The sequence below is a fragment of the Pseudomonas syringae group sp. J309-1 genome, from assembly GCF_032582135.1.
GTDB lineage: Bacteria > Pseudomonadota > Gammaproteobacteria > Pseudomonadales > Pseudomonadaceae > Aquipseudomonas > Aquipseudomonas quasicaspiana.
Map to the genome: position 1 here is coordinate 36,600 of NZ_JAWHNU010000036.1, position 23,138 is coordinate 59,737.

A 23,138-nucleotide genomic window follows, 5' to 3' on the forward strand; every position below is an offset into this window, starting at 1 on the left:
TGAATGAGCCTACTCAGCCACCGCCAATTTATAAGGAGTATCGAATGGATCTACGAACGTTACTATTAAGCGGCGACTATCAGTTCGAATGCGATCCGCCAGCTACTGAATCTTCCATCGAAGCCCTGATCGCCGCAACTCCGGTCCCGTTGCCGTGTGAGTATTTAGAGCTGCTCCGTCTGAGCGACGGCGGCGAAGCAGATATGTCGGGATATCCACGCTACGTCCGTATTTGGTCGGCGTTGAAGGCGATCGAGAACAATCGTGATTACGAGGTCGCAAAGTGGTTGCCGGGATTTATTGGATTTGGCGACAACGGTGGCCCGGATATGATCGGGTTCGATACGCGCTCAGGACCGCCCTTCCCAGTATGCTCAGTCATGTTCGCTCCGATGGAGTGGGAAAGTGCCATGGGTAGCGTACCGAGTTTCGAGATATTTATTCGGCAGTTGCTAAAGCATGGCGACGTCAACGACTAGCTTTTAGCGTTTCAAACATCGCCTCGGCGGCCAGGGTATGGACTTTGCGAGTCGGGTGCCATTCATCCCAGTAGTAATGGGTATCTGGACTTTCACACACAGGCTTGACGTCCGGATACGTAGGCTGGCATGGGGTGTCCAGATCCTTGAAATCTGCAACGGCGGGTGCAGCGCGAAGCTTGTTGCTGAAGGCCAGGTGATCAAAATAGATGATATTAACGTTTCTGGCTTTCGCTGTTTTTGCCAACACGGCTGGCAGCTTCTGCTCGAGTACTCTTTGATATCGTGCTGCATGGTTAACTTGATTACCTTGCACCACAGCCGGCACATGACTCAAATCCGTACTTCCCACAACCATTACGTGCTTCGCGCCTGCTGTAACCAATGTCTCGGTAGCGTTCTGTATGTTAGCCACGCTTTTCTGGCTGAGCACATCAACCGACTCGGGGTGCGAAAAGTCGGCCCATTCGAAAAAGTCGTTAGCTGAAACGAAAATGAAATAGAGCGCATTCGGATCAGCTTTGTGTGTAGGGGTTGCTTTCAGATGATCGTTGATTTGCCCGAAAACTCCGGTGTCACGAAACGGCTCCATCCAGGCATAGTAGTTTCCGTGACCGCTCTTGGCTCCGCCAATCGCGTAGTCGGTCAAGGGCACGTTCAAGGTATGGGCCAGACTCTCGACGGCAGTGGGACCATTGCTCCACCGCCCCTCCCAATACAAAGAGCCAGGCAGCTCTTGCGCATCTTTGACCTTCCGCATGGACAGTGTTCGAGTGAAGTTCTGACCCGCGCCATTGTCAGAGTAGCTGTCACCGAATGCATAGAGGTGGTCGAAGGTAGGAGCGCCAAAGGCAGTTGATACAGTCAGTGCCAATAGAGCGGCCAAAAAAACGCGTCGATTCATTGAAAGTCTCCCGGATCTCGCCTGAGACTACCAAATGGAACGCGTTGTCTGACGATAATTACGACCTGTTTTTACCTGACACCGTAGAGATTGACCTGTTGGCGACCCATAGCCAAATCCACCGAGCGGTAGGATTTTTTTGTGCACAGGGATCATTAGATATCTACGCCCCGCCCTCTCCGCGCACCGAACGATTCGTGCCGTATTCAGGTCTGCTTGTCATTGGGAGCTTGAATGGATGGCATTTAGATCATGGTGCTGAAAATAACAAGTATCGTCATGGCGCTATTCGCTGTCGCCATTTTGTACATGGGCGGCGCTTTGGTTGCGGCTGGAGGGAGTCCTGCCTATGCCTTGATCGGGCTCGGCGTGCTGATCACTGCAGTGTTGTTATTTCTAAAGAAAAAATCAGCACTCACGCTCTATGCACTACTGATGTGGGCGATTCTGATCTGGATCATCTACGAGGTGGGGTTCGACAAATGGCAGTGGATTCCACGTGGCGATCTGTTCGCGTTGTTGGGGTTCTGGCTTGCGTTGCCCTGCGTCGTGCGCCGTTTGTACCTCGCGCAGACGCCAGCAGAGTCACGTAGCTTTCACCCGTTCCTTGGCGGCACGGTGGCAGTGATGATCGTGATCGTTGTGGGCATCATGTTCTACGACCCCTACCCTGTTCAGGGCAAGATCACTAACCCGGTTTCCGGAAAGGCAGCCAGTGGCGCGGCAGAGGATTGGGTTGCCTACGGGGGCACCAACGACGGTCAGCGATTCTCTGCACTTGATCAAATCGACGCGGGGAATGTTAAAAAACTCACGGTCGCCTGGGAGTACCACACCGGCGACCTGCGTGATCCTGCGAAGGACGCCAGCGAATACACTTTTGAAGCCACTCCGTTAAAAGTAAACAATCGGGTTTATGTCTGCACTGCGCACAATGAGGTGCACGCGTTAAACCCCGAGACGGGAAAGCTGGAGTGGAAGTACGAGCCTCAGAAGGACCGTTCATACCTGCAGCAACATCAGACATGCCGAGGGGTCAGCTATTACGCTGCGGCGTCCTCCAGCACTCGAAACGGCGACGTATCAGTGACTAGCGCTTCGGCGCTCTGCGACAAGCGCATCATTACCGCAACAGCGGATGCGAGGCTGGTTGCACTGGACGCCGATACGGGAAAGGTTTGTAGCGACTTCGGTCATAACGGCGTGGTCAACCTGAGCGACAACATGGGCGAAATCCGCCCCCACGCTCTCATGCAAACCGCTGCTCCGCTGGTGGCCGACGACCTGATCATCGTCGGTGGTTCGGTGATGGACAATGGCTACAACGCCGGTAATCCGTCCGGCGTGATCAGGGCGTATGACGTCCTCAGCGGCAAACTGGTCTGGAATTTCGATCCTGCCACGCCTGAATCCACCCAGCCCATTGCTGCTGACCACGACTACCCACAAGACACGCCGGTGGCATGGGGCACGCTGAGTGCCGACTTGCAGAACGGCCTGGTGTACGTCCCCTTCGGCAATGCCTCTCCCGATGAACTCGGTATTCGACGCGACCCGGCCAGCAATACCGAAAAATTTCGTGACGCCTTGGTCGCTCTGGATCTGAAAACTGGCGCGTTCAAATGGAAGTTCCAGACCTCTCATAACGACTTGTGGGATCGCGATAACCCGTCGCAACCATCGCTGGTTGATCTCGGCAAGGACGGCAATAAGCTGCCCACTGTGGTGCTGCCAACGAAGGTCGGTAATATCTTCGTGCTCAACCGATTGACTGGTGAGCCGATTATTCCTATTGATCAGGCTAAGGCGTCGGCTGAAGGCGGTGTGGCCGGTGAGCGTTTCGCGACCAGTCAGCCAGTCTCCAGGCTCAACTTCATTCCTGAGCCGCTGAACGAAAAATCCATGTGGGGCCTGACACCGTTTGATCAGATGTCCTGTCGTACCAGCTTCAAGAAGCTTCGGTACGATGGCAATCCATGGACGCCGAGCACCGAATCCGGGACGCTGGTATTTCCGGGAAACATCGGCGTCTTTAACTGGGGCTCGGTGGCGATTGACCCGCAACGACAGATCCTGATTGGCGCCCCCGTGCGCCTGGCTTACAAATACACGCTGATCAAACGAACGCCGGGGACCGAAGAGAAGCGGCTGTTTAGTGCAGAAGGAAAGCCCTATTGGAATGAAAACTTCAAGGGCGACTACGCGATCAGGATTCAGCAGTTTGCCTCTGATCTGGGTATCCCCTGCATCGCTCCCCCTTGGGGCCGCATGGTTGGGGTTGATCTGAACACCGGTAAAACGGAGTGGATGCGCCGCATCGGAACGACCAAAAACCTGAATACCAGTTTCCTGCCAGGACGCTTTCCGATCGGTTTCCAAATGGGCATGGTGGCGCACGGTGGGCCACTGATCACGGCAGGAGGATTAGCGTTCCACGGCGCAACCGCAGATGGCTTCATTCGCGCCTACGACATCAATACCGGAGAAATTCTTTGGCAGACCGAATTGCCAGCGGGCGGCCAGGCGACTCCATCGACCTATATGGGAAGTGATGGCAAACAATATGTGGTCATTGCTGCTGGCGGTCACGGCTCCCTCGGTACGACAATGGGCGACAGCGTGATTGCTTTCAAGTTGAACTGATTACCAGGCGCTGAGCAGGCCTGCAGATTGCGACCTGTGGGCAACGTATAGACTTCTGTCTTGAAGGGTTTCGACAGACCTCACATGCCCATGGGGAGAGCTTTGGCTGTCACAGCTTGATTGTCTTGAGTGACATGCCTTTATTTTGAGCTAGTGAAGTTGGTTTTTATTAACTGCCAAACTATGCATTACAAGGTTCAGGTATTTCTCATCTTCTTCTGAGAAAATCTCCTCACCTTCCAGCCTATAAGCTTTGCACAGATAATCGACACCTCCAGGTTTGCCCAGTTCATGAAGTGACTGCCCTAAGCGCATCATGATGAAAGGGTTGAATGCACCTTCAGGCCCATTCATCGCGTCATGGAGGGCCTCAATGGCATGCTCATAGTCCTTCATGCCAAAAAGCGCGTCAGCGATGCCAGCTTTCAGCCAAGTGTAGGCTTCCCAAGTGTCGCAAGGAGCGGGCAATAAACTAAGTGCTTCTTCGAAAATATTCAATGCACTTGGGTATTCACCATCATCCATAAACGAGCTTCCCAACTCGCTCATTTCAGAAATTTTCTCGTACAGTTCGTCATCAAGTTCCAGCATGTTTTATACCTTTATATTCTCAAGATAGTAGTTCAGGTACTTTTTATCGAACCCCTGAAAAGCTCTTTTCTTACCCAGCTTGAAAGCGTTGTCAAAATATTCAAGGGCAAGCTCTTTTTCGCCAAGCTCATAACATATTTTTGCAAAATTTATAAAACTGCTAGTTTCTCGTGGTGGTTTGGTTTCCATTGCAATAGCGGCCCATGGCTTGGCTTCCGTATAGTTTCCCACATCGAAAAACAAGCCCGAGATACAGTCAGAAATCCAATTGGCAAGATCCCACTTCGTAGCTGGGGCAGGTAGTAAACCCCACGCTTCATTATATTTTTCAAGTGCCTTGACAAGATTGTTCTGAATTTCCAATCTATTACCAGACTCTACCAGGTCTACAATTTTCTGGGAAAGCTCACTGTTTGAAATATCCAGGTCTTCCATAAAGTCCTCAGTCACTAATTTTTCGTGTATTTTGCCGTGGCAGGACGGTATCTAAACTTGCATCGTCTCAGGTTTACCTGCCTCACGCTGCGACAAGGCGATCCACGGCTGGTTGCTGTCGGTGCTCTGCCTGCCACAGATCGTAGTCGAGCTGAAGCCCTAGCCAAAACCGGGCAGTACTCAAACCTGCACGCTCAAGACGCACAGCTAGATCGGGGCTGATGGGCGATCGCCCGTTCACTACACGAGAAAGCATTTCCCTGGAAAAATACAGACGCCTCGCCATTTCGGCGATCTTGATGTTCAGGTCCGGTAGCATGTCATGGAGCGTTTCGCCAGGATGAGGTGGGTTATGCATGGCCATCGTTGGCCCTCCTTTTCAGCCGTAGTCGGATTGATCGACCCGTTCGAGGTCCGTTTCGATCAATCTAAAAACTATCCGCCAATTATCGATTACGACCTTCGACCAAAACCCTGCCAATTGGCCTATGAGCGGGTGCAGACGGTAGCCTGGCATCTCCAGTTCATTGGGGTTCCTGGCTTCGTCCAAGGCAGCGAGCACAAAGCGCAGACGCTTTTCGTGATCGGGTCTTATGCCTTATGTCGTAGTTGTTTCGTAAAAGGCCTTTAAGGCCCTTGTCCTGAAACTTCTGATCAACGCCCAAGCTCGGAGTGTGAAAGGGTTGTTCACAGCTTGCAAGCATTAAGATGTTCGGATAACGACTGTTTGGCTCGCATGCTTAAGACGAGGGAATACGAAGCCCAAGCAATGCAGCAGATATTCGGGTTGTTCTTTAGACAAGAACCATCACCTCAGCAACGCGCAAGTAGCTGAGCGTGGCGACGTTGGGGAAGAATTGGCGTACCAGCCGCTCCGCGCCGCTCCCCAACCTGGCGCAACAGTTGCGTTGTAGTCAGCAGCAACGGATTGCCAGCCAGCACAAACCGGATGGCACGCCCTTCGTTCCACGCAAACAACGCGACCCGCGCGCTAAGCAGGGACGGATCGGGCGCGGCGCGCGGTTGTCCAGTGGGTATAAAAGAATTCAGGAAAGGTCTTACATTTTTGCTCATTGGTGATGTGATAGGCTTTCACTCGCTGCCTACAGGTCGCCAACATCTCAGGACAAGCAGCGTAGAAGCTGCTAGCCTGAGCTAAAGCGACAGTAATGACGAATAGGGATTCATCATGAGTAAAAGCATCTGGGCATCCTTCATCAACCGTCTTGCGCCTGCCCCGTCGAAAGAGCTGCTGGCCGTCGCAAATCGTCTCAACCGTATGGATGGTGAAGTCCGAGTCAGCGCGAAGGGAGCTGTCTACATGGCGACTGATTCCATCTTGCACGACCCCGACTTCCAGAAAGCCTGTAAAGAAGCCAAATCCGCCGTCTACAACCGTACTTAATAAGCAATACCTATGGGTTTTTTGCTCGTCCTGCCGATTCTGATTTGTGGCTTCATATACTGCAGAACCAATTTTTATGACCGTACGCTGATCTCAAGATTTGAAGGTCAGACCTTGTATCTGCATATTGCAATGCGCGGCATATTTATTGTATTGCCAACTCTCATTGTTTCATTCCTTATCGAATATCTCACCGACGGATTCTTTGGACTGTCAGGCTTCCTGGCAAAGCGAGGCATCACGAGCGAGCAAGATAAAGATCTGTTCTCCACTGTAATGTTTTGCGTAATAAGCTCACCCTTTCTCGCTTACTACTGCGCAAAGTCAAACTTCGAAATTACAAAACTGCGCTATAAGCTAAAGTCCGATACGCTTACAAAAGTTTTCATTTTGGAGACAATGCTACCCCTGAGCGCTCACCAGCTTTTATTACTACGATCCTTCTCGGACAAACAGCTATACATGTTTAGCATGGAGGACCGAAAGGTTTATATCGGCTGCGTTGCAAGCATCGGGAGCCTGCAAAATCAGGAATCGTACTTTGATGAAGGCTTCTCGATAATCCCGATTTTGAGCGGCTATCGTGACAAGGACAACTTGACTGCAGAGTTTACAACTCTGTATGAGAAAGTTTTTGATGAAATCCAATCAAAGCGTCTTGATGCAGCGGGGTTGCTCGATGGCACAGAGGATGCCGAAATCCGTCAAGCAGAGAAAATAGACGAAATAACAAACCTTTTTTCTATAACGCTACTTCAGAAAAACATCGTATCGATGACTCAGTTCGAAACTGACATATGGCATCAATTCAAGAAAAATGAAGTCATTATAACAAAGGGCGAAGCCACTGCTTAGCCATCTAGAACCGGCAGCTCCACAATACTGAGCTGATAGCTACCTTACCTAAAGGCGACTTTTTCGGCTTTATATTCAGACAATTCAAAGCCGTGGATTATTTCAATCCTAATCAGCATGAATCAATGGCTTGTTTGAAGGTGTATCACCCTGCAAGAACTCACTCTTAGCCTATCCGAAAACCTTGCTACCCTCCTTTCACAATTGGCCCGGCGTACCAACCGCAGCGAATCAGAAATCATTACTGAAGCTCTACGCTGGTACATGGACCGAGATGAAGAGCAAATCGCTGAACTGCATCGCGCAGTGCAGGAAGCTGGCGCTGCTGATTTTGCCAGCGATGCCGAGGTGCAAGTAGTGTTCGGGAGAACACTATCCTGGCACTCAGCAGCCATTGCGGAAGGGCTTCCGACATCAATGCTGGCAGACACACTAATCTGGAAACGATAAAGGCTCGTTGGGCCAGCTGCATCGCCAGAACACTTGGGCTGGCCATACTTTTTTCAATCAGCTGGGCCGGCTTGTCAGCAGTGACCGCGCCACCTCGCAGTCGCGGCAACCGTAAACTTTGCGAACGTGTTTGATCACACGGATCTGCATCGGCACGATTTCGAGCTGCTCGCTGACTTCTTCGCCAATAGTGTGTTTGCGGCAACCGCACACGTGTGTCAGCTCATGTTCGGGAAGTTCGTGGATGATCTTGATGCGCGGTAGATCGGCAGGCAGTGGCTTGCGTTTACCGCGGCGCTTGATTGGTGCAACGACTTCTACATCTGAAGCTTCGGCCACAGGCTCGACGACGCTTTCGACTTCATTGAAGAGGACCAGTTGCGGCGTCTCTACATCGCCTGTTTGCTCGGACTTACGTCCGAACAGACGCTGAAGCAGGAGGGCATTCTGTTCTTCCAGGAGTGCTAATCGAACGATTGAAGGCACAGCGGCGTGATAGAGGTATCCGAGGGCCGTACCTGATTGTCACTGAAGGAGGCTACGCGTTTCAGCTCCAATGCTGCGTCGACGCTTCGACGATGCCCGTCAAAAAGCGGCTGACCAAGCCATCAAGGATCTGGATCGGGAACTGGCTGAAAGCATCAGGTAATTCCAATTCAGGGACATCCGGCCGAAAGCAGCGAGTGAAATTGACGATCTGGGAGACGCCAGCAGGCTACTTGGCCACACGGATAAGCGGATAACCGAGACCGTTTATAGGCGTGTAGGGGAAGTAGTGAAACCGACTCGGTAGGCTCTCAAAAGCAAAGAGTTGCGGACGCCTGCGAGAGTTGCGGACGTATCGACGACTTTAACGGCCTTGCGCCACCAAACCCCACAAACGAAAAAGCCCTGAATAATCAGGGCTTTGACGTATCTAAAATGGCGGAAGCATAGAGATTCGAACTCTAGGACCTGTTACAGTCGGCAGTTTTCAAGACTGCTGCCTTAAACCACTCGGCCATACTTCCGTTTGCATTGCGGGCGCCATAATACCGGAATGAAACACGCTGTCAAACTCTCTGGGTGGCTGATTTCAAGTCGTCTGTTATGATCTTTGCAACTTCACATTTCAACCACCAGGAGCTTCGCCATGCGCGAACAGGATTACGCAGTTAATAACGGCGTGCAGGCCGATCAGCTAGAGGTTAGCCGCGTCCTGCGCAACACATACGGCCTTCTGGCTCTGACCCTCGCTTTCAGCGGTGTCATGGCTTTTGTCGCGCAGCAGATGCGCGTTGGCTACCCAAACATTTTCGTGGTGCTGATCGGTTTCTACGGGCTGTTCTTCCTCACCAATAAACTGCGCGATTCGGCGTGGGGCTTGGTGTCGGCGTTCGCGTTGACCGGTTTCATGGGTTTCCTGCTGGGCCCGATCCTCAACCGCTACCTGGGTATGCAGGGCGGCGCTGAAGTGGTCAGCTCGGCATTCGCCATGACGGCATTGGTGTTCGGTGGTCTGTCGGCTTACGTGCTGATTACCCGCAAGGACATGAGCTTCCTCGGTGGCTTCATCACCGCTGGCTTCTTTGTTCTGCTGGCAGCGGTACTGGCGAGCATGTTCTTCCAGATCAGCGGCCTGCAGTTGGCGATCAGCGCTGGCTTCGTGCTGTTCTCGTCGGTCTGCATTCTGTTCCAGACCAGCGCGATCATTCACGGTGGCGAGCGTAACTACATCATGGCGACCATCAGCCTGTATGTATCGATCTACAACCTGTTTGTCAGCCTGTTGCAGATCTTCGGTATCATGAGCCGCGACGACTAATGAGTCGCCCTGCTTCAACAAAAAGCCCGCCTAGCGGGCTTTTTGCTGTCTAGTGCCCGTGAATTCTTTATCATTGGTCAAGTTTTCTGCTCAGAGCCTGTCATGAAGTTCGCGATCAATCTGTTCAGCGCAGCCCATGCGCCCTCCTCGCGCCGCGCCCTGCTGTTTGCGCAGGCGGCGCTGGCCGGGGGGCATGAGATTGTGCGGTTGTTCTTCTATCAGGACGGCGTTCACAGTGCTTCGGCCAATGTCGTCACGCCTCAGGACGAACAGGACCTGCCCTCGCAATGGCGCGAGTTCATCACCCAGCATCAACTTGACGGTGTGGTGTGCATCGCGGCTGCCTTGCGCCGTGGCGTGCTCAATGCCGAAGAGGCGCAGCGCTATCAGCGGCCCGCGGCCAATCTGCTCGCCCCGTGGGAATTATCCGGGTTGGGCCAGTTACACGACGCGGCGCAAACCGCTGATCGAGTGATCTGTTTCGGAGGGCCTTGAAGTGGCTAAATCAATGTTGATCATCAGCCGCCAGGCACCTTGGTCCGGACCGGGCGCACGCGAGGCGCTGGATATCGTATTGGCCGGTGGCGCTTATGATTTGCCCGTGGGCCTGTTGTTTCTGGACGATGGCGTCTTTCAGTTATTGCCGGAGCAGAACGCCAAGGCCCTGCAACAGAAAGACCTGACCGCCAACCTCAAGGCGCTTTCGATGTTTGGCGTGGAAGATATCTACGCCTGCGGCACGAGCCTTGCCGAGCGCGGCATCCTGCAGGAAGCGGTGGATGAGGACATTATTCAGTTGCCGCAATCTGTAGAAATCGCCGCACTCATTGACCGCTACGATCACGTGATCACAATCTGATGTCGACTTTGCACGTTTTATCTCATTCGCCCTTCACCGACAGCCGCCTGACCAGTTGCCTGCGTCTGCTCGGCGCGGCTGACGGCGTGCTGCTGTGCGGCGACGCCACTTACGCGTTAGCGGACTCAACAGCGCCGCTTGAGGCGCTGCAGGCGCTAAGCGCTAACCAGGTATTTGTGCTTGAAGAGGATATTCAGGCGCGGAGCATGGCGGCGCCAGCCTGGGTGCGAGTCGTCGACTACCCAGGCTTCGTCGAACTCTCGATTCGCTTCGATAAGGTCAACACGTGGCTATGAACGAGTTGAACGTGTCGGGGCAAAGCATTGCGCTGGATAAAGACGGGTTTCTGCAAAACCTTGATGACTGGTCGATGGATGTTGCCAATGCGCTATCCGGCCGGGAAGGTATTGAACTGAGTCCCGAGCATGTCGAAGTGCTGCTTTTGCTGCGAGATTTCTACAGCGAATTCCAGCTGTCACCCGCGACCCGGCCGTTGATCAAGTACACCGCCCTGAAGCTCGGTCCGGAAAAAGGCAACAGCATGCACCTTAACCGCCTGTTCAACGGCACTCCCGCCAAACTCGCCGCCAAACTGGCGGGCCTGCCAAAGCCGACTAATTGCATATGAACGACTACGCCCCGCTCGTCCTTGAAACACCCGCCGAACATCCGTTCGCCCAATTCGTCCGTATCCTGGGCAAAGGCAAACGTGGAGCCCGCAATCTGACCCGCGAAGAAGCACGGGAAGCCATGGGCATGCTCATTGACGAAAAGGTCGAAGAAAGCCAGTTAGGTGCTTTTCTGATGCTGCTGCGGCATAAGGAAGAAAGCCCGGAGGAACTGGCGGGCTTCACTGAGGCATTGCGCGAACGGTTGAACGCCCCGCCACTTCAGGTCGATATTGACTGGCCCACTTATGCGGGCAAGAAGCGCCATTTACCCTGGTACCTGCTGGCAGCCAAATGCCTGGCTGAGAATGGGGTGCGGGTCTTCATGCATGGCGGCGGCGCGCATACTGCCGGGCGCTTGTACACCGAACAGCTGCTGGGTCTGCTGGGCATTCCGCTGTGCCGTAACTGGCACGCGGTGGACGAGGCGCTGCAACAGCATAATCTGGCGTTCTTTCCGCTGGGCGACTGGGCTCCGCAATTACAACGCATGATTGATCTGCGTAACACCCTGGGGTTGCGTTCGCCGATTCACTCTTTGGCTCGTATCCTCAATCCGCTCAACGCACGGTGCGGCCTGCAAAGCATTTTCCACCCGGGCTACCAAAGCGTTCATCGTGACGCCAGCGGCTTGCTGGGCAATCACACCATCGTTATCAAAGGCGATGGCGGCGAAGTGGAAATCAATCCCGACACTATCAGCCATCTCTATGGCACCACCGACGGTCAGCCATGGGATGAAGAATGGCCTGCCCTTTCGGACCGTCGACATGTAAAACCGGCGACTCTCGATCCGCAGCAGCTCGTGGCATTGTGGAGAGGTGAAATCGAAGACAGCTATCCGCAACTGGCATTGATTTCGACGATGGCGCTGGCCCTGCGTGGCTTGGGATTGCCCCGCCCAGAGGCATTTGCACAGGCTGAAGTGTTCTGGAAAAACCGGAATACATCAATTTAACCGATCATTACTCCCGATCCTTTGCGTTATTTGTTCGAACGAATCGGCCTAGACTCTCCTCCAACGCTTTAAGCACATCATTTTGGAGTTTGATATGGGCCTTCTCGTCGAAGGACGCTGGCAAGACCAGTGGTACGAAAGTAGCAAAGATGGCGCGTTTCAGCGCGAGCAGGCGCAACGCCGCAACTGGATCACTAAAGACGGTCAACCAGGACCGTCAGGTGAAGGCGGTTTCAAGGCCGAAGCCGGGCGCTATCATTTGTACGTATCCCTGGCCTGTCCCTGGGCTCACCGCACGCTGATTTATCGCAAGCTGAAAGGGCTGGAAAGCCTGATCGACGTTTCGGTGGTCAGTTGGCTGATGCGTGAACACGGCTGGACCTTCGATTCCGAAAAAGGCTCGACCGGCGATGCACTCGACAATCATGAATTCCTCTATCAGCGCTACCTGGCTGACACCGCCGACTACACCGGCCGGGTCACTGTCCCGCTGCTGTGGGACAAAAAACTGCAGCGCATTGTCAGCAACGAGTCAGCGGAAATCATCCGCATGTTCAACAGTGCCTTTGACGACCTGACCGGTAATCGTCTGGACCTGTATCCAGACGCTCTGCAGTCGCCAATCAATGAGCTGAACGACCGTATTTATCCAGCAGTGAACAACGGCGTGTACCGTGCGGGCTTTGCCACCTCTCAAGGTGCTTATGAAGAGGCATTCGATGATGTCTTCGCCGAACTCGACGCGTTAGAAAAGCTGCTGGGCGAGAAGCGCTATCTGGCGGGTGAATACCTGACTGAAGCAGACGTGCGCTTGTTTACCACCATCGTGCGCTTCGATCCGGTGTATCACGGGCACTTCAAGTGCAACCTGCGACGGATTTCGGACTATCCGAACCTTAGCAACTGGATGCTGGAGTTGTATCAGTGGCCGGGCATCACCGAAACGGTGGACTTCACGCATATCAAGCATCACTACTACGAAAGCCACGGCACCATCAATCCGACAGCTGTTGTGCCTAAAGGCCCGCAGCAGGATCTGGGCAGAGCACATGATCGTGAGCGACTGACGGGACGTGGGATCTGGAACAAGACAGGCGTGTGACCTTGGCACTGTCTCAACGCTATGACAGGTAGGAGGCAACTTGTTGGCGAGGGGTTTGCGCGGTGAATCAGGCCTCACGCCTCGCGAACAAGTTCGCTCCTACCAGTTAGCGCCGTGCTCAGATGCATTAGACCGTAGCCTGAGCACCTTCAAACCAGGCAAGTTTCTCGCGCAGCTTGACCACTTCACCCACGATCACCAATGTCGGCGCATGGACTTCATGCTCCGCCACCATTCGTGGCAAATCGGCCAAGGTGCCTGTAAACACCCGCTGACTGGAGGTGGTGCCCTGCTGAATTAAAGCTGCCGGCGTATCAGCGGATCGACCGTGCTTGATCAGTTGCTCGCAGATGATCGGCAGACCGATCAGGCCCATGTAAAACACCAGGGTCTGTGCAGGCGCTACCAGATCGCTCCACGGCAAATCACTGGTACCGTTTTTCAAGTGCCCGGTGATGAAACGTACTGATTGCGCATGGTCACGGTGAGTCAGCGGAATACCGGCATACGCCGCGCAACCGCTGGCTGCCGTGATACCTGGTACGACCTGAAAGGGAATGCCGTGAGCGGCCAGTTCTTCGATCTCTTCACCGCCACGGCCGAAGATGAACGGATCACCGCCCTTCAACCGCAGAACGCGCTTGCCCTGCTTGGCCAGATCAACCAGTTGCTTGTTGATCTCGTCTTGCGGCACTGCGTGCTCCGCGCGGCGCTTGCCCACATAGACACGCTCGGCATCGCGTCGGCACAAATCCAGAATTGCCGGGGCCACAAGGCGGTCATACAGCACCACATCGGCCTGCTGCATGAGCCGTAGCGCACGGAAGGTCAGCAAGTCAGGATCACCCGGACCTGCACCTACCAGATAAACTTCACCGGGAGCATGCGGCGCATCGCCTGCAATCTTGGCGATCAGCAGACGCTCGGCTTCAGCGCCCTGCCCGGCCAGTTGCCGGTCAGCAATCGGGCCCTGGAAAACCTCTTCCCAGAAGGCGCGACGCTGAGTGACGTCCGGAAACAGATTCTTCACCTGACTACGGAAACGCGCCGCCAGCCCAGCAAGCTGGCCATAAGTCGACGGAATCCAGGTTTCCAGCTTGGCACGAATCAAACGCGCCAGCACCGGAGCGTCGCCGCCGCTGGAAACCGCGATGACCAGAGGCGAGCGATCCACGATGGCAGGGAAGATCACGCTGCACAGAGCAGGCGCATCCACCACGTTGACCGGTACACAACGCCGCTTGGCATCCTGAGACACCTGAGCGTTGAGAGGCTCGTCATCGGTGGCAGCAATGATCAGCACACAACCGTCCAGATCACTGACGTTGTAGCCACGCAGAATCAGATGCCCGCCACTTTTCTCAACCAGCTCACGCAGTTGTGGCTCGATCTCTGGCGCGACTACTCGAATGACAGCACCGGCCTCGGCAATGAGGCGGGATTTGCGCAATGCAATCTCGCCACCGCCCACGACCAGCACTTGGCTGCCACGCAGGTTATGGAACAGCGGCAGAAATTCCATCTAGCCGATGACCTCAAGGCCGCCCATGTAAGGTTTGAGCACGTCCGGCACACGGATCGAACCGTCAGCCTGCTGGTAGTTTTCCAGCACAGCAACCAGAGTACGGCCAACTGCCAGACCCGAACCGTTCAGGGTATGAACCAGTTCTGGTTTGCCGGTTTCCGGGTTGCGCCAGCGAGCCTGCATGCGACGCGCCTGGAAGTCACCGCAGTTGGAGCACGACGAAATCTCGCGGAATTTATCCTGGCTAGGAATCCAGACTTCCAGGTCGTAGGTTTTCACAGCGCTGAAACCCATGTCGCCGGTGCACAGCGCCAGCACGCGATAAGGCAGCTCCAGCAACTGCAGAACGCGCTCAGCGTTTGCAGTCAGGCCTTCCAGGGCTTCCATGGATTTTTCAGGCTCGACGATCTGCACCATCTCGACCTTGTCGAACTGGTGCTGACGGATCATGCCGCGGGTATCACGACCCGATGCGCCCGCTTCACTACGGAAGCAAGGCGTATGAGCCACGAACTTCAAAGGCATCTGTTTGGCGTCGAGGATTTCGCCGGCCACGATGTTGGTCAGCGACACTTCCGCAGTCGGGATCAGGTACAGATCCGCCTCGCCTTCGCGGGATATCTTGAACAGGTCTTCTTCGAACTTCGGCAGTTGACCGGTACCCTGCAACGCAGGCGCTTGAACCAGATAAGGCGTGTAGGCCTCTTCGTAGCCATGTTCGTTGATGTGCAGGTTGATCATGAACTGTGCCAGCGCACGATGCAGGCGGGCAATCGGGCCACGCAGCAAAGCGAAACGTGCACCGGACAATTTGGCGGCCGTTTCAAAATCCAGCCAGCCGTATTTCTCGCCCAGCGCAACGTGATCCTGAACCTGAAAGTCAAACGAGGCTGGCGTGCCCCAGGTGCGGACTTCAACGTTTTCGTCTTCGTCAGCGCCCACCGGTACCGACTCGTGAGGCAGGTTCGGCATGCTCAGGAGCATGGCGTCCAGCTCGGCCTGAATACCATCCAGCTCTTTCTTGCCGGTGTTGAGCTCTTCGGCCATGCGGTCGATGTCGGCCATCAGCGGTGCGATGTCTTCACCGCGTTGCTTGGCCTGACCGATGGATTTGGAACGGGAATTACGCTCGGCCTGAAGCTGTTCAGTGCGGGTCTGAACGGTCTTGCGCTGGGCTTCCAGCGCTTCGATGCGGGCAACGTCCAGTGTAAAGCCACGGGAAGCCAGGCGATCCGCTACGTCCTGAAGTTGGGTACGTAACAGTTTGGAATCGAGCATATCGTTCTCTCGTTTATCAAAGTCTGGTAAGGGACAGGCCAACCCATGTCGCGAGCAGCCCGCCGAACACGCTGATACCGGCATAGCCAAGGGCCAACGGCATTTGCCCGCTTTCAAGCAGGCGCAGCGTATCCAGTGAAAAGGATGAAAAGGTCGTAAGACCGCCAACAAAGCCGACGATAAGGCCGGCGCGAATCTCTATCGGTACTTCCGGGCGCAACAGGAACAGGCCATAAAGCACACCGATAATCAGGCAACCGACGATGTTCACCGCCAGGGTTGCCGCGTAAAAATGCTTTGGCCAGTTCGCGCTGACCCACGTGCCAGCAGCGAAGCGCAATAATGTACCAGCGATACCGGCAATCGACACCGCAAGAATGGTTTTGAGCACTACTTTCTCCGCTGACGAGGGCTGGAAGCATCGAGAGCAGCCAGATGCTTGAGCTTTTCGCCGATTTTCAGCTCAAGACCACGGGGCACCGGCTGGTAATACTGACGCGGTTCGAGGTCGTCAGGGAAGTAATCCTCACCCGCGGCGTAAGCATCCGGCTCGTCATGGGCATACCGGTACTCTTCACCATAACCCAGCTGCTTCATGAGCTTGGTCGGCGCGTTGCGCAAATGCAGCGGCACTTCCAGCGAGCCGTGTTCAGTGGCTTCGCGCATTGCAGCCTTGAATCCCATGTACACCGCGTTGCTTTTAGGCGCGCAAGCCAGATAAACAATCGCCTGAGCAACGGCCAGCTCACCCTCCGGACTGCCCAGTCGCTCCTGAACATCCCACGCCGACATGCATAACGGCAACGCACGGGGATCGGCATTGCCGATGTCTTCACTGGCCATACGGACCACGCGTCGCGCCAGATACAGCGGGTCGCAGCCACCATCGATCATGCGCGCAAACCAATACAACGCCGCATCCGGGTTGGAACCGCGAATGGATTTATGAAGGGCGGAAATCTGGTCGTAGAACGCTTCGCCACCTTTGTCAAAACGCCGACGGCTGTCGCCCATCAGGCTTTGAAGTAGCTCCAGGCTGATTTCCGAGCCATCTTCAGCAAGGTCCGACGCGTTTTCCAGCAGATTCAGCATGCGCCGACCGTCACCGTCGGCAGCGGCCATGAGCATGGCAAAACCTTCATCGCTCAGACTCAACTGATGCTTGCCCAGCCCGCGCTCTTCGGTCAGCGCGCGATTGACCAGCTTGCGCAGCGCGGCTTCATCAAGGCTCTTGAGGACATACACCCGGGCCCGGGACAGCAGCGCGTTGTTGAGTTCAAACGAAGGGTTTTCGGTGGTCGCGCCAATAAAGATCAGCGTGCCGTCTTCGACATAAGGCAGAAAGGCATCCTGCTGGGACTTGTTGAAGCGGTGTACTTCATCGACAAACAAGATAGTGCGACGGCCGTATTGCCCGGCCTGCTGCTTGGCAACTTCTACCGCCTGGCGAATCTCTTTGACCCCGGCCAGTACCGCAGAAACCGTCTCAAAGTGCGCATCCGAGACTTTCGCCAGGAGCCGGGCCAGCGTGGTTTTACCCACACCGGGCGGCCCCCAGAAAATCATCGAATGCAGAGCACCCTGCTCAAGCGCCTCGCGCAAAGGCTTGCCGTGAGCCAGCAAATGCTCCTGACCGACGTAATCATCCAGATTGGTCGCACGCAAACGCGCGGCCAATGGTTGTGCAATCGGTTCACTTCGAAACAGGTCCATGGACAACCGTTAAAACCTCTTATTCCTGAATGACGTCAGCGCCTTTCGGAATCTGGAACTGGAATTTGCTCGCCGGGATCGCCTCATTGGCTTTCACGCCGGTGAACAGGATATTGGTGCGTTGGCCGACGCTGTCAATTAGCTGCATGTCATTGATCATGCCGTTACGGAACGACAGACGCAGGCTGTCGAACAGGGTGTCCTTGGTTTTAGGCTTGAGCGTGAAATCGATCACGCCGCCTGCTTCCTTGGCGGTGATATCAAAACTTTCGCTGATCTTCGACACATCACCGGACAACAACAGTGCCGGCGTCTGAGTCAGTCGCTGGTCGAGGGTCTTGATGGTGACCTGCTCCAGGTCCGGATCCCACAGGGAAACCTTCTTGCCGTCAGAAACCATCAATTGCTCTTGCGGCGCATCGGTGTGCCAGTTGAACAGGCCAGGACGCTGCAGGGCCATTTCACCCGAAGTTTCCTGCAACTGGGTGCCGCCGCCGTCCAGGGTCAACTGGGAAAAACGCGCAGTCAGGGTTTTGGACGTCTCCAGCAACTGAGTCAGACGAGCGACGTCTTTGCTGTCGGCGTGCGCCGGAATCGCGGAGAAAGTCAGTGCAGTTACCAACAACATGCGGAAAAGACGCATGGGAGTCCTCATTGAGTTCGGTGGAGTCTCGCCAGCTATTGATCGCTGGCGAGGCATTTATGGAAGTGCGCGATCAGTCGCGCATCGGGGCCGGCGCAATTACTTCACGCGAGCCATTGGTATTCATGGAGGTCACGACGCCAGCCATTTCCATGGCCTCGATCATCCGGGCAGCACGGTTGTAGCCAATTTTCAGCTTGCGCTGTACCGCGGAAATCGAAGCCCGGCGGCTTTCCAGCACGAACTTGACCGCCTCGTCATAGAGCGCATCGCTTTCGCTGTCTTCGCCGCCCTCGCCACTGCCGCCGTCGAACCCGCTACCGGCCTCCTCGACACCGGCCAGAATATCGTCGTTGTAATCCGGCGTGCCACGCAGCTTCCAGGCCTCAACCACGCGGTGTACTTCCTCATCGGAAACAAATGCACCGTGAACACGAATCGGCAGGCTGGTACCAGGAGGCATGTACAGCATGTCACCGTGACCCAGCAATTGCTCGGCACCGCCCTGGTCGATGATGGTTCGCGAGTCGATCTTGCTCGACACCTGAAACGCCATACGCGTCGGGATGTTGGCCTTGATCAGACCGGTAATCACGTCAACCGATGGACGCTGGGTCGCGAGAATCAGGTGGATACCCGCCGCACGAGCCTTCTGGGCAATACGCGCAATCAGCTCTTCGACCTTCTTGCCGACGATCATCATCATGTCGGCGAACTCGTCCACCACCACAACGATAGTCGGCAGCTTGGTCAGCAGCGGCGCTTCATCATGAATACTTTCGCGCTTGTAGAGCGGATCCGCCAGCGGCGTGCCTGCGTCCTGAGCTTCCTTGACCTTCTGGTTAAAGCCGGACAGGTTACGCACGCCCATCTTCGCCATCAGCTTGTAGCGCCGCTCCATCTCGGCAACGCTCCAGCGCAAGGCATTGGCGGCGTCTTTCATGTCGGTGACGACCGGGCAAAGCAGATGGGGAATGCCTTCGTAGATCGACAGCTCAAGCATTTTCGGGTCGATCATGATCAGCTTGGCGTCTTCCGGGCCAGACTTGAACAGAATCGACAGGATCATGGCGTTTACACCCACCGACTTACCGGAACCGGTCGTACCGGCCACCAGCAAGTGAGGCATCTTCGCCAGGTCGGTGATGACCGGCTTACCGCCGATGTCATGACCCAGTGCCAGCGTGACCGGCGACTTGGCGTTGTCGTACTCAGGGGTCGAAAGGACCTCGGAGAAACGCACGATCTGCCGGTCTTCGTTGGGAATCTCGATACCGACTGTGGTCTTGCCTGGAATGACTTCAACCACACGAACGCTGGTCACGGCCAGGGAACGCGCGAGGTCTTTGGCGAGGTTGGCAATACGGCTGACCTTGACGCCTGCTGCTGGCTGGATCTCGTATCGGGTAATCACCGGACCCGGATGAATGGAATCCACCGACACTTCGACGCCAAACTCCTTGAGCTTGATTTCCAGCAAGTGGCCAACGGCGGCGAGAGACTCAGGAGAATAATTGAGCTGCTTCTTTTCCGCCGGATCAAGGATCGAGATCGGAGGCAAGGTGCCTTCTACGGCGCTATCAACAAACAACGGTGCCTGTTTTTCCTTCAGTACACGCTTGCTTGGCTCCGGTGCCTTGGCAGGAGCAGGCGCAATGACGGCCGGAATATGGGTTTCACGAGCGGCCATATGCGTGCTCAAGGCCTTCTCGCGCTCGATCAGACGTTCTTTGGCCTTGGCCTGCTCACGACGATCAGAGGTAGCAGGCGCTACTACTTCGTTGACGCGGTCATCCACTTCACGCAGTTGTGCAACCATCTGCTTGCGTTCATTACGCGCCGCCCACCAGTTGTTCACCGCGTCGTAAAACAGTTCGAACAGATCAAGGGTGATCTTGCCGGTCACATCCATGACCTTGAACCACGACAGATCGGTAAACACGGTAAGGCCAAACAGGAACAAGGCGATGAATAACAGCGTACTGCCCTGAATATTCAGGGCCTTCTTGGCCATGTCACCGAGAATCTCGCCCAGCACACCACCTGCCGAGCCCGGGAAACCTGCCGCAAAATGGAAGTGAATATGCGCCAGCGCAGCACCAGCAAGCACCAGAAACACCAGACCGATAAGCCGCCACGAAAAAAGCCAGCCGCTCCACTGCCACGGCTCATGGCGATGACGGAACACCTGCCAGGCCTTGACGGCCAGCAACAGCGGGAAAATGTAGGCAAAGTAGCCCAGCACCATGAACAGGATATCGGCACAGAAGGCGCCAGCACGGCCAGCCGCGTTCTGAACCTCCACCGAGCTGCTGGTATGACTCCAGCCCGGGTCGTTCTGGTCATAGGTCAGCAACGCCATCATCAAATACAGGCACAGCGCGCCAAAGGCGATCAATGCACCTTCCTTGAGCCGGTAGTGCAATTGCTGCCGCCAGAGCGGAACGGGGCTGGGTACTGCGGTGGATTTCTTCAAAACGCTTTTATTCCTGCGCTAGAGCGCGAACATCTGGTGATTGACTACCAACGACTGAATCTGCAAAACAATTTGCCATGCCATACAGCTTGAACGGCAGCTTGCAAAGCGCGCATTGTACGGATTTGTACGCCTGATGCCACGGTAGCATCCTGCCTTGTAAACGGCGTTCTGGCCGGGTAGTTTCGGATTGTGCTGTCGGACGAAGCCAGCCTTGGCTGATGGTCAAACGCCCGTTGCTCGCCAAACATTAGTCTGGCGTGGACATGGCCCATCTTCAAGCCCCGCCGCAAACGTTGAATTTGAGCATGCATTCTCTTTTGTGACAAAGACTTATGCCGTATTTTTTAACCGAACGATCAATTGTCCATACGGCTTCACGTATCAAGGAGCACGCGCAAGACGCTTGCGTGCGACAGACGACCGATTATGACCACGACTGCCGTATGGAGTTGCAATCGCGCAGGTTCCCCCGCCCTCCCCTTCCGTAAAGTGCTGCCCTATGCTGACCTGGCTAAAAAGTGACAACCTGATTTTTCCGCCGCTGGAAAAAGCCTTGCGTGAACCCGATGGCCTGCTCGCAGCAGGGGGCGATCTGTCTGCCGACCGACTGGTGCAGGCTTATCGTCATGGCTGCTTTCCCTGGTTTCAGGATGGGCAGCCCATTCTCTGGTGGTCACCCGATCCAAGAACCGTGATCTTCCCTGATGAACTCCATGTTTCACGCAGCCTTGCCAAACTGATACGTCAGGAGCGCTATCGCGTGACCTTCGATCAGAATTTCGCGGAGGTGATACGGGCGTGCGCCGGGCCACGTGCCTATGCTGACGGCACCTGGATTACCGGCTCAATACAGGCCGCTTATCTGGAATTGCACCAACGCGGCTACGCCCACAGTGTAGAAGTGTGGGAAAACGACGTGCTGGTTGGCGGGCTTTATGGACTGGCGATGGGGCAGCTGTTTTTTGGCGAGTCGATGTTCAGTCGGGCTGACAATGCCTCCAAGGTTGGCTTTGCCACACTGGTGGAGCGCTTGAAAGCCTGGGGATTCGTGCTGATTGACTGCCAGATGCATACCAGTCACCTACAAAGCTTCGGTGCCAGGCCCATTTCACGCAAAGCGTTTTCCGATTTCCTGACTCGGCATCTGGATCAGCCTAATAACGCCGACTGGCTGCCTAGGCGAGTTCAGCAGGCTGACATACACTCTTGATAACGATTTATTTTTTGCGGCGGGGGCAATCATGACAGAGCTGGCGCGGCTGAAGTTTTATGCCACTCAACCCCACTCGTGCAGCTATTTGCCGGAAGAGCAAGCCACCACGCTGTTTCTGGACCCCAGCCAGCCGATGGACGTGGAAGTTTACGCCGATCTTTCGGACATGGGCTTTCGCCGTAGCGGCGACCATCTTTATCGACCCCATTGTCAAAACTGCAGTGCTTGCGTGCCTGCGCGCATCCCGGTCGATCTTTTTTCGCCTGACCGGCAACAAAAGCGTATTTTCAAACGCAACGCCGACATTGAAGTGCGCTGCACTAAACCGCGTTTTACTGAAGAATATTTCGACCTCTACCAACGCTACATCGAACAGCGCCATGCTGACGGCGACATGTTTCCACCTAGCCGCGATCAATTTTCGACTTTTTTAGTACGCGACCTGCCGTTCTGCAGATTCTATGAATTTCGCCTGGATAATCGCCTGCTGGCAGTCGCTGTTACCGACGTACTGCCCAACGGCCTTTCTGCGGTTTATACCTTCTACGAACCCACTGAAGAACGCCGCAGTCTGGGGCGCTACGCCATTTTGTGGCAAATCGCCGAAGCTGCACGCCAGCAGCTGCATGCGGTGTACCTGGGCTACTGGATAAAGAACTGCCAAAAGATGAATTACAAGACCCAATATCGGCCCATTGAGCTGCTGACAAACCAAAGATGGATCACTCTTTATTGAAGACCTTGGCTTAACCGGCATTTTTCGGGCACAATGCACGCCGCTTTTGCCTGGCGCCACTTGCACCGGGCCACTCATTAGATACCGAGGGCTTTACTGCATGTCGAAAGAAGACAGCTTCGAAATGGAAGGCACTGTCGTCGACACCCTGCCCAACACCATGTTTCGTGTGGAGTTGGAAAACGGGCACGTCGTAACCGCGCATATCTCCGGCAAGATGCGCAAGAATTACATCCGTATTCTTACCGGTGACAAGGTGCGTGTTGAACTGACGCCCTACGACTTGAGCAAAGGGCGCATTACTTACCGCGCTCGATAAGCAAGTCTTAACAAAAACGCCCGGCTTCTGCCGGGCGTTTTTGTGTGCCCGGTTTTTATGGAAAAACTCGTCATCCTGT

At 55.0% G+C, this 23,138-nt stretch carries 27 protein-coding genes, 1 tRNA gene and 2 pseudogenes; 17 read left to right on the plus strand and 13 right to left on the minus strand.

Features of this window, described 5'->3' with window-relative positions:
- The first annotated feature begins 44 nt into the window (after positions 1–44).
- Complete coding sequence (locus tag RX972_RS18575; RefSeq protein WP_316877587.1) at positions 45–479, plus strand: SMI1/KNR4 family protein; 435 nt, start codon at positions 45–47, stop codon at positions 477–479.
- Here RX972_RS18575 and RX972_RS18580 read toward each other — a convergent pair.
- Positions 469–1,383 carry an SGNH/GDSL hydrolase family protein gene (locus RX972_RS18580; RefSeq protein ID WP_316877588.1) on the minus strand — a complete coding sequence of 305 codons (915 nt, stop codon included), beginning with the start codon at positions 1,381–1,383 and terminating at the stop codon, positions 469–471. The genes RX972_RS18575 and RX972_RS18580 overlap by 11 nt on opposite strands.
- Positions 1,384–1,635: 252 nt before the next feature.
- On the opposite strand from RX972_RS18580, the gene RX972_RS18585 reads away from it, so the two are divergent.
- A complete protein-coding gene (locus RX972_RS18585; RefSeq protein WP_316877589.1) occupies positions 1,636–4,026 on the plus strand; it encodes a membrane-bound PQQ-dependent dehydrogenase, glucose/quinate/shikimate family in 2,391 nt (796 codons plus the stop codon).
- Between the two features lie 150 nt (positions 4,027–4,176).
- Here RX972_RS18585 and RX972_RS18590 read toward each other — a convergent pair whose 3' ends face one another.
- The 4 genes from RX972_RS18590 to RX972_RS18605 form a co-directional block, all read right to left on the minus strand.
- Positions 4,177–4,617, minus strand: a complete 441-nt coding sequence (locus tag RX972_RS18590) for a tetratricopeptide repeat protein (protein WP_316877590.1) — start codon at positions 4,615–4,617, stop codon at positions 4,177–4,179.
- 3 nt (positions 4,618–4,620) lie between these two features.
- Complete coding sequence (locus tag RX972_RS18595; RefSeq protein WP_316877591.1) at positions 4,621–5,052, minus strand: hypothetical protein; 432 nt, start codon at positions 5,050–5,052, stop codon at positions 4,621–4,623.
- 82 nt (positions 5,053–5,134) lie between these two features.
- Positions 5,135–5,416, minus strand: a complete 282-nt coding sequence (locus tag RX972_RS18600; protein WP_316877592.1) for a HigA family addiction module antitoxin — start codon at positions 5,414–5,416, stop codon at positions 5,135–5,137.
- Between the two features lie 15 nt (positions 5,417–5,431).
- Positions 5,432–5,647: a type II toxin-antitoxin system RelE/ParE family toxin gene (locus RX972_RS18605; RefSeq protein ID WP_410478244.1), complete on the minus strand. Its 216-nt coding sequence runs from the start codon at positions 5,645–5,647 to the stop codon at positions 5,432–5,434.
- Positions 5,648–5,889: 242 nt separating this feature from the next.
- Between RX972_RS18605 and RX972_RS18610 the strand changes: the two genes are divergently transcribed.
- The 4 genes from RX972_RS18610 (at position 5,890) to RX972_RS29560 (ending at position 7,762) form a co-directional block, all read left to right on the plus strand.
- Entirely contained in the window at positions 5,890–6,132 is a 243-nt protein-coding gene (locus RX972_RS18610) for a phage virion morphogenesis protein (RefSeq protein WP_316877593.1), read from the plus strand.
- Positions 6,133–6,241: 109 nt separating this feature from the next.
- Positions 6,242–6,457, plus strand: a complete 216-nt coding sequence (locus RX972_RS18615) for a hypothetical protein (protein WP_027899207.1) — start codon at positions 6,242–6,244, stop codon at positions 6,455–6,457.
- Between the two features lie 12 nt (positions 6,458–6,469).
- Positions 6,470–7,312, plus strand: coding sequence for a hypothetical protein (locus tag RX972_RS18620; protein WP_316877594.1), 843 nt, complete (start codon positions 6,470–6,472; stop codon positions 7,310–7,312).
- 150 nt (positions 7,313–7,462) lie between these two features.
- Complete coding sequence (locus RX972_RS29560; protein ID WP_410478245.1) at positions 7,463–7,762, plus strand: CopG family ribbon-helix-helix protein; 300 nt, start codon at positions 7,463–7,465, stop codon at positions 7,760–7,762.
- A gap of 4 nt (positions 7,763–7,766) precedes the next feature.
- Here RX972_RS29560 and RX972_RS18625 read toward each other — a convergent pair.
- Positions 7,767–8,248: pseudogene (locus tag RX972_RS18625) on the minus strand (transposase); the annotation flags it as partial.
- Between RX972_RS18625 and RX972_RS18630 the strand changes: the two are divergent.
- Positions 8,221–8,555: pseudogene (locus RX972_RS18630) on the plus strand (integrase); the annotation flags it as partial. The pseudogenes RX972_RS18625 and RX972_RS18630 overlap by 28 nt on opposite strands.
- A 129-nt stretch (positions 8,556–8,684) precedes the next feature.
- Here RX972_RS18630 and RX972_RS18635 read toward each other — a convergent pair.
- Positions 8,685–8,772: transfer RNA gene (locus RX972_RS18635), tRNA-Ser, on the minus strand.
- 122 nt (positions 8,773–8,894) lie between these two features.
- On the opposite strand from RX972_RS18635, the gene RX972_RS18640 reads away from it, so the two are divergent.
- The 7 genes from RX972_RS18640 (at position 8,895) to RX972_RS18670 (ending at position 13,153) form a co-directional block, all read left to right on the plus strand.
- Complete coding sequence (locus tag RX972_RS18640) at positions 8,895–9,566, plus strand: Bax inhibitor-1/YccA family protein (RefSeq protein ID WP_027899209.1); 672 nt, start codon at positions 8,895–8,897, stop codon at positions 9,564–9,566.
- A gap of 102 nt (positions 9,567–9,668) precedes the next feature.
- Positions 9,669–10,061: a sulfurtransferase complex subunit TusD gene (tusD, locus tag RX972_RS18645; RefSeq protein WP_027899210.1), complete on the plus strand. Its 393-nt coding sequence runs from the start codon at positions 9,669–9,671 to the stop codon at positions 10,059–10,061.
- A 1-nt stretch (position 10,062) separates the two neighbouring features.
- Entirely contained in the window at positions 10,063–10,425 is a 363-nt protein-coding gene (gene tusC / locus RX972_RS18650; protein WP_122394818.1) for a sulfurtransferase complex subunit TusC, read from the plus strand.
- Positions 10,425–10,721, plus strand: a complete 297-nt coding sequence (gene tusB, locus RX972_RS18655) for a sulfurtransferase complex subunit TusB (protein ID WP_027899212.1) — start codon at positions 10,425–10,427, stop codon at positions 10,719–10,721. The genes tusC and tusB overlap by 1 nt, the downstream gene beginning before the upstream one ends.
- Complete coding sequence (locus tag RX972_RS18660) at positions 10,718–11,053, plus strand: TusE/DsrC/DsvC family sulfur relay protein (protein WP_027899213.1); 336 nt, start codon at positions 10,718–10,720, stop codon at positions 11,051–11,053. Before tusB ends, RX972_RS18660 begins: the two co-directional genes overlap by 4 nt.
- Entirely contained in the window at positions 11,050–12,051 is a 1,002-nt protein-coding gene (locus RX972_RS18665) for a glycosyl transferase family protein (protein ID WP_316877595.1), read from the plus strand. The genes RX972_RS18660 and RX972_RS18665 overlap by 4 nt, the downstream gene beginning before the upstream one ends.
- A gap of 94 nt (positions 12,052–12,145) precedes the next feature.
- Positions 12,146–13,153 carry a glutathione S-transferase family protein gene (locus RX972_RS18670; RefSeq protein ID WP_231675755.1) on the plus strand — a complete coding sequence of 336 codons (1,008 nt, stop codon included), beginning with the start codon at positions 12,146–12,148 and terminating at the stop codon, positions 13,151–13,153.
- A gap of 127 nt (positions 13,154–13,280) precedes the next feature.
- Here RX972_RS18670 and cysG read toward each other — a convergent pair whose 3' ends face one another.
- The 6 genes from cysG to ftsK form a co-directional block, all read right to left on the minus strand.
- The gene (gene cysG / locus RX972_RS18675; RefSeq protein ID WP_099271211.1) at positions 13,281–14,675 is read right to left on the minus strand and encodes a siroheme synthase CysG; all 1,395 of its coding nucleotides are present in this window, start codon (positions 14,673–14,675) and stop codon (positions 13,281–13,283) included.
- Positions 14,676–15,956 carry a serine--tRNA ligase gene (gene serS, locus RX972_RS18680; protein ID WP_099271212.1) on the minus strand — a complete coding sequence of 427 codons (1,281 nt, stop codon included), beginning with the start codon at positions 15,954–15,956 and terminating at the stop codon, positions 14,676–14,678.
- A 16-nt stretch (positions 15,957–15,972) separates the two neighbouring features.
- Positions 15,973–16,347: a fluoride efflux transporter CrcB gene (gene crcB / locus RX972_RS18685; protein ID WP_027899218.1), complete on the minus strand. Its 375-nt coding sequence runs from the start codon at positions 16,345–16,347 to the stop codon at positions 15,973–15,975.
- Positions 16,347–17,669, minus strand: a complete 1,323-nt coding sequence (locus RX972_RS18690; protein ID WP_316877596.1) for a replication-associated recombination protein A — start codon at positions 17,667–17,669, stop codon at positions 16,347–16,349. The genes crcB and RX972_RS18690 overlap by 1 nt, the downstream gene beginning before the upstream one ends.
- A 19-nt stretch (positions 17,670–17,688) precedes the next feature.
- Positions 17,689–18,312, minus strand: coding sequence for an outer membrane lipoprotein chaperone LolA (gene lolA / locus RX972_RS18695; protein ID WP_027899220.1), 624 nt, complete (start codon positions 18,310–18,312; stop codon positions 17,689–17,691).
- A 73-nt stretch (positions 18,313–18,385) separates the two neighbouring features.
- Positions 18,386–20,788 carry a DNA translocase FtsK gene (ftsK, locus tag RX972_RS18700; RefSeq protein ID WP_027899221.1) on the minus strand — a complete coding sequence of 801 codons (2,403 nt, stop codon included), beginning with the start codon at positions 20,786–20,788 and terminating at the stop codon, positions 18,386–18,388.
- A 502-nt stretch (positions 20,789–21,290) separates the two neighbouring features.
- On the opposite strand from ftsK, the gene aat reads away from it, so the two are divergent.
- From aat to infA, 3 genes are all read left to right on the plus strand, one after another.
- Positions 21,291–22,001: a leucyl/phenylalanyl-tRNA--protein transferase gene (gene aat, locus RX972_RS18705; RefSeq protein WP_316877597.1), complete on the plus strand. Its 711-nt coding sequence runs from the start codon at positions 21,291–21,293 to the stop codon at positions 21,999–22,001.
- A 31-nt stretch (positions 22,002–22,032) separates the two neighbouring features.
- Positions 22,033–22,740: an arginyltransferase gene (locus RX972_RS18710; RefSeq protein WP_027899223.1), complete on the plus strand. Its 708-nt coding sequence runs from the start codon at positions 22,033–22,035 to the stop codon at positions 22,738–22,740.
- A gap of 100 nt (positions 22,741–22,840) precedes the next feature.
- Positions 22,841–23,059, plus strand: a complete 219-nt coding sequence (infA, locus tag RX972_RS18715; RefSeq protein ID WP_002553999.1) for a translation initiation factor IF-1 — start codon at positions 22,841–22,843, stop codon at positions 23,057–23,059.
- Positions 23,060–23,138: the final 79 nt, after the last annotated feature.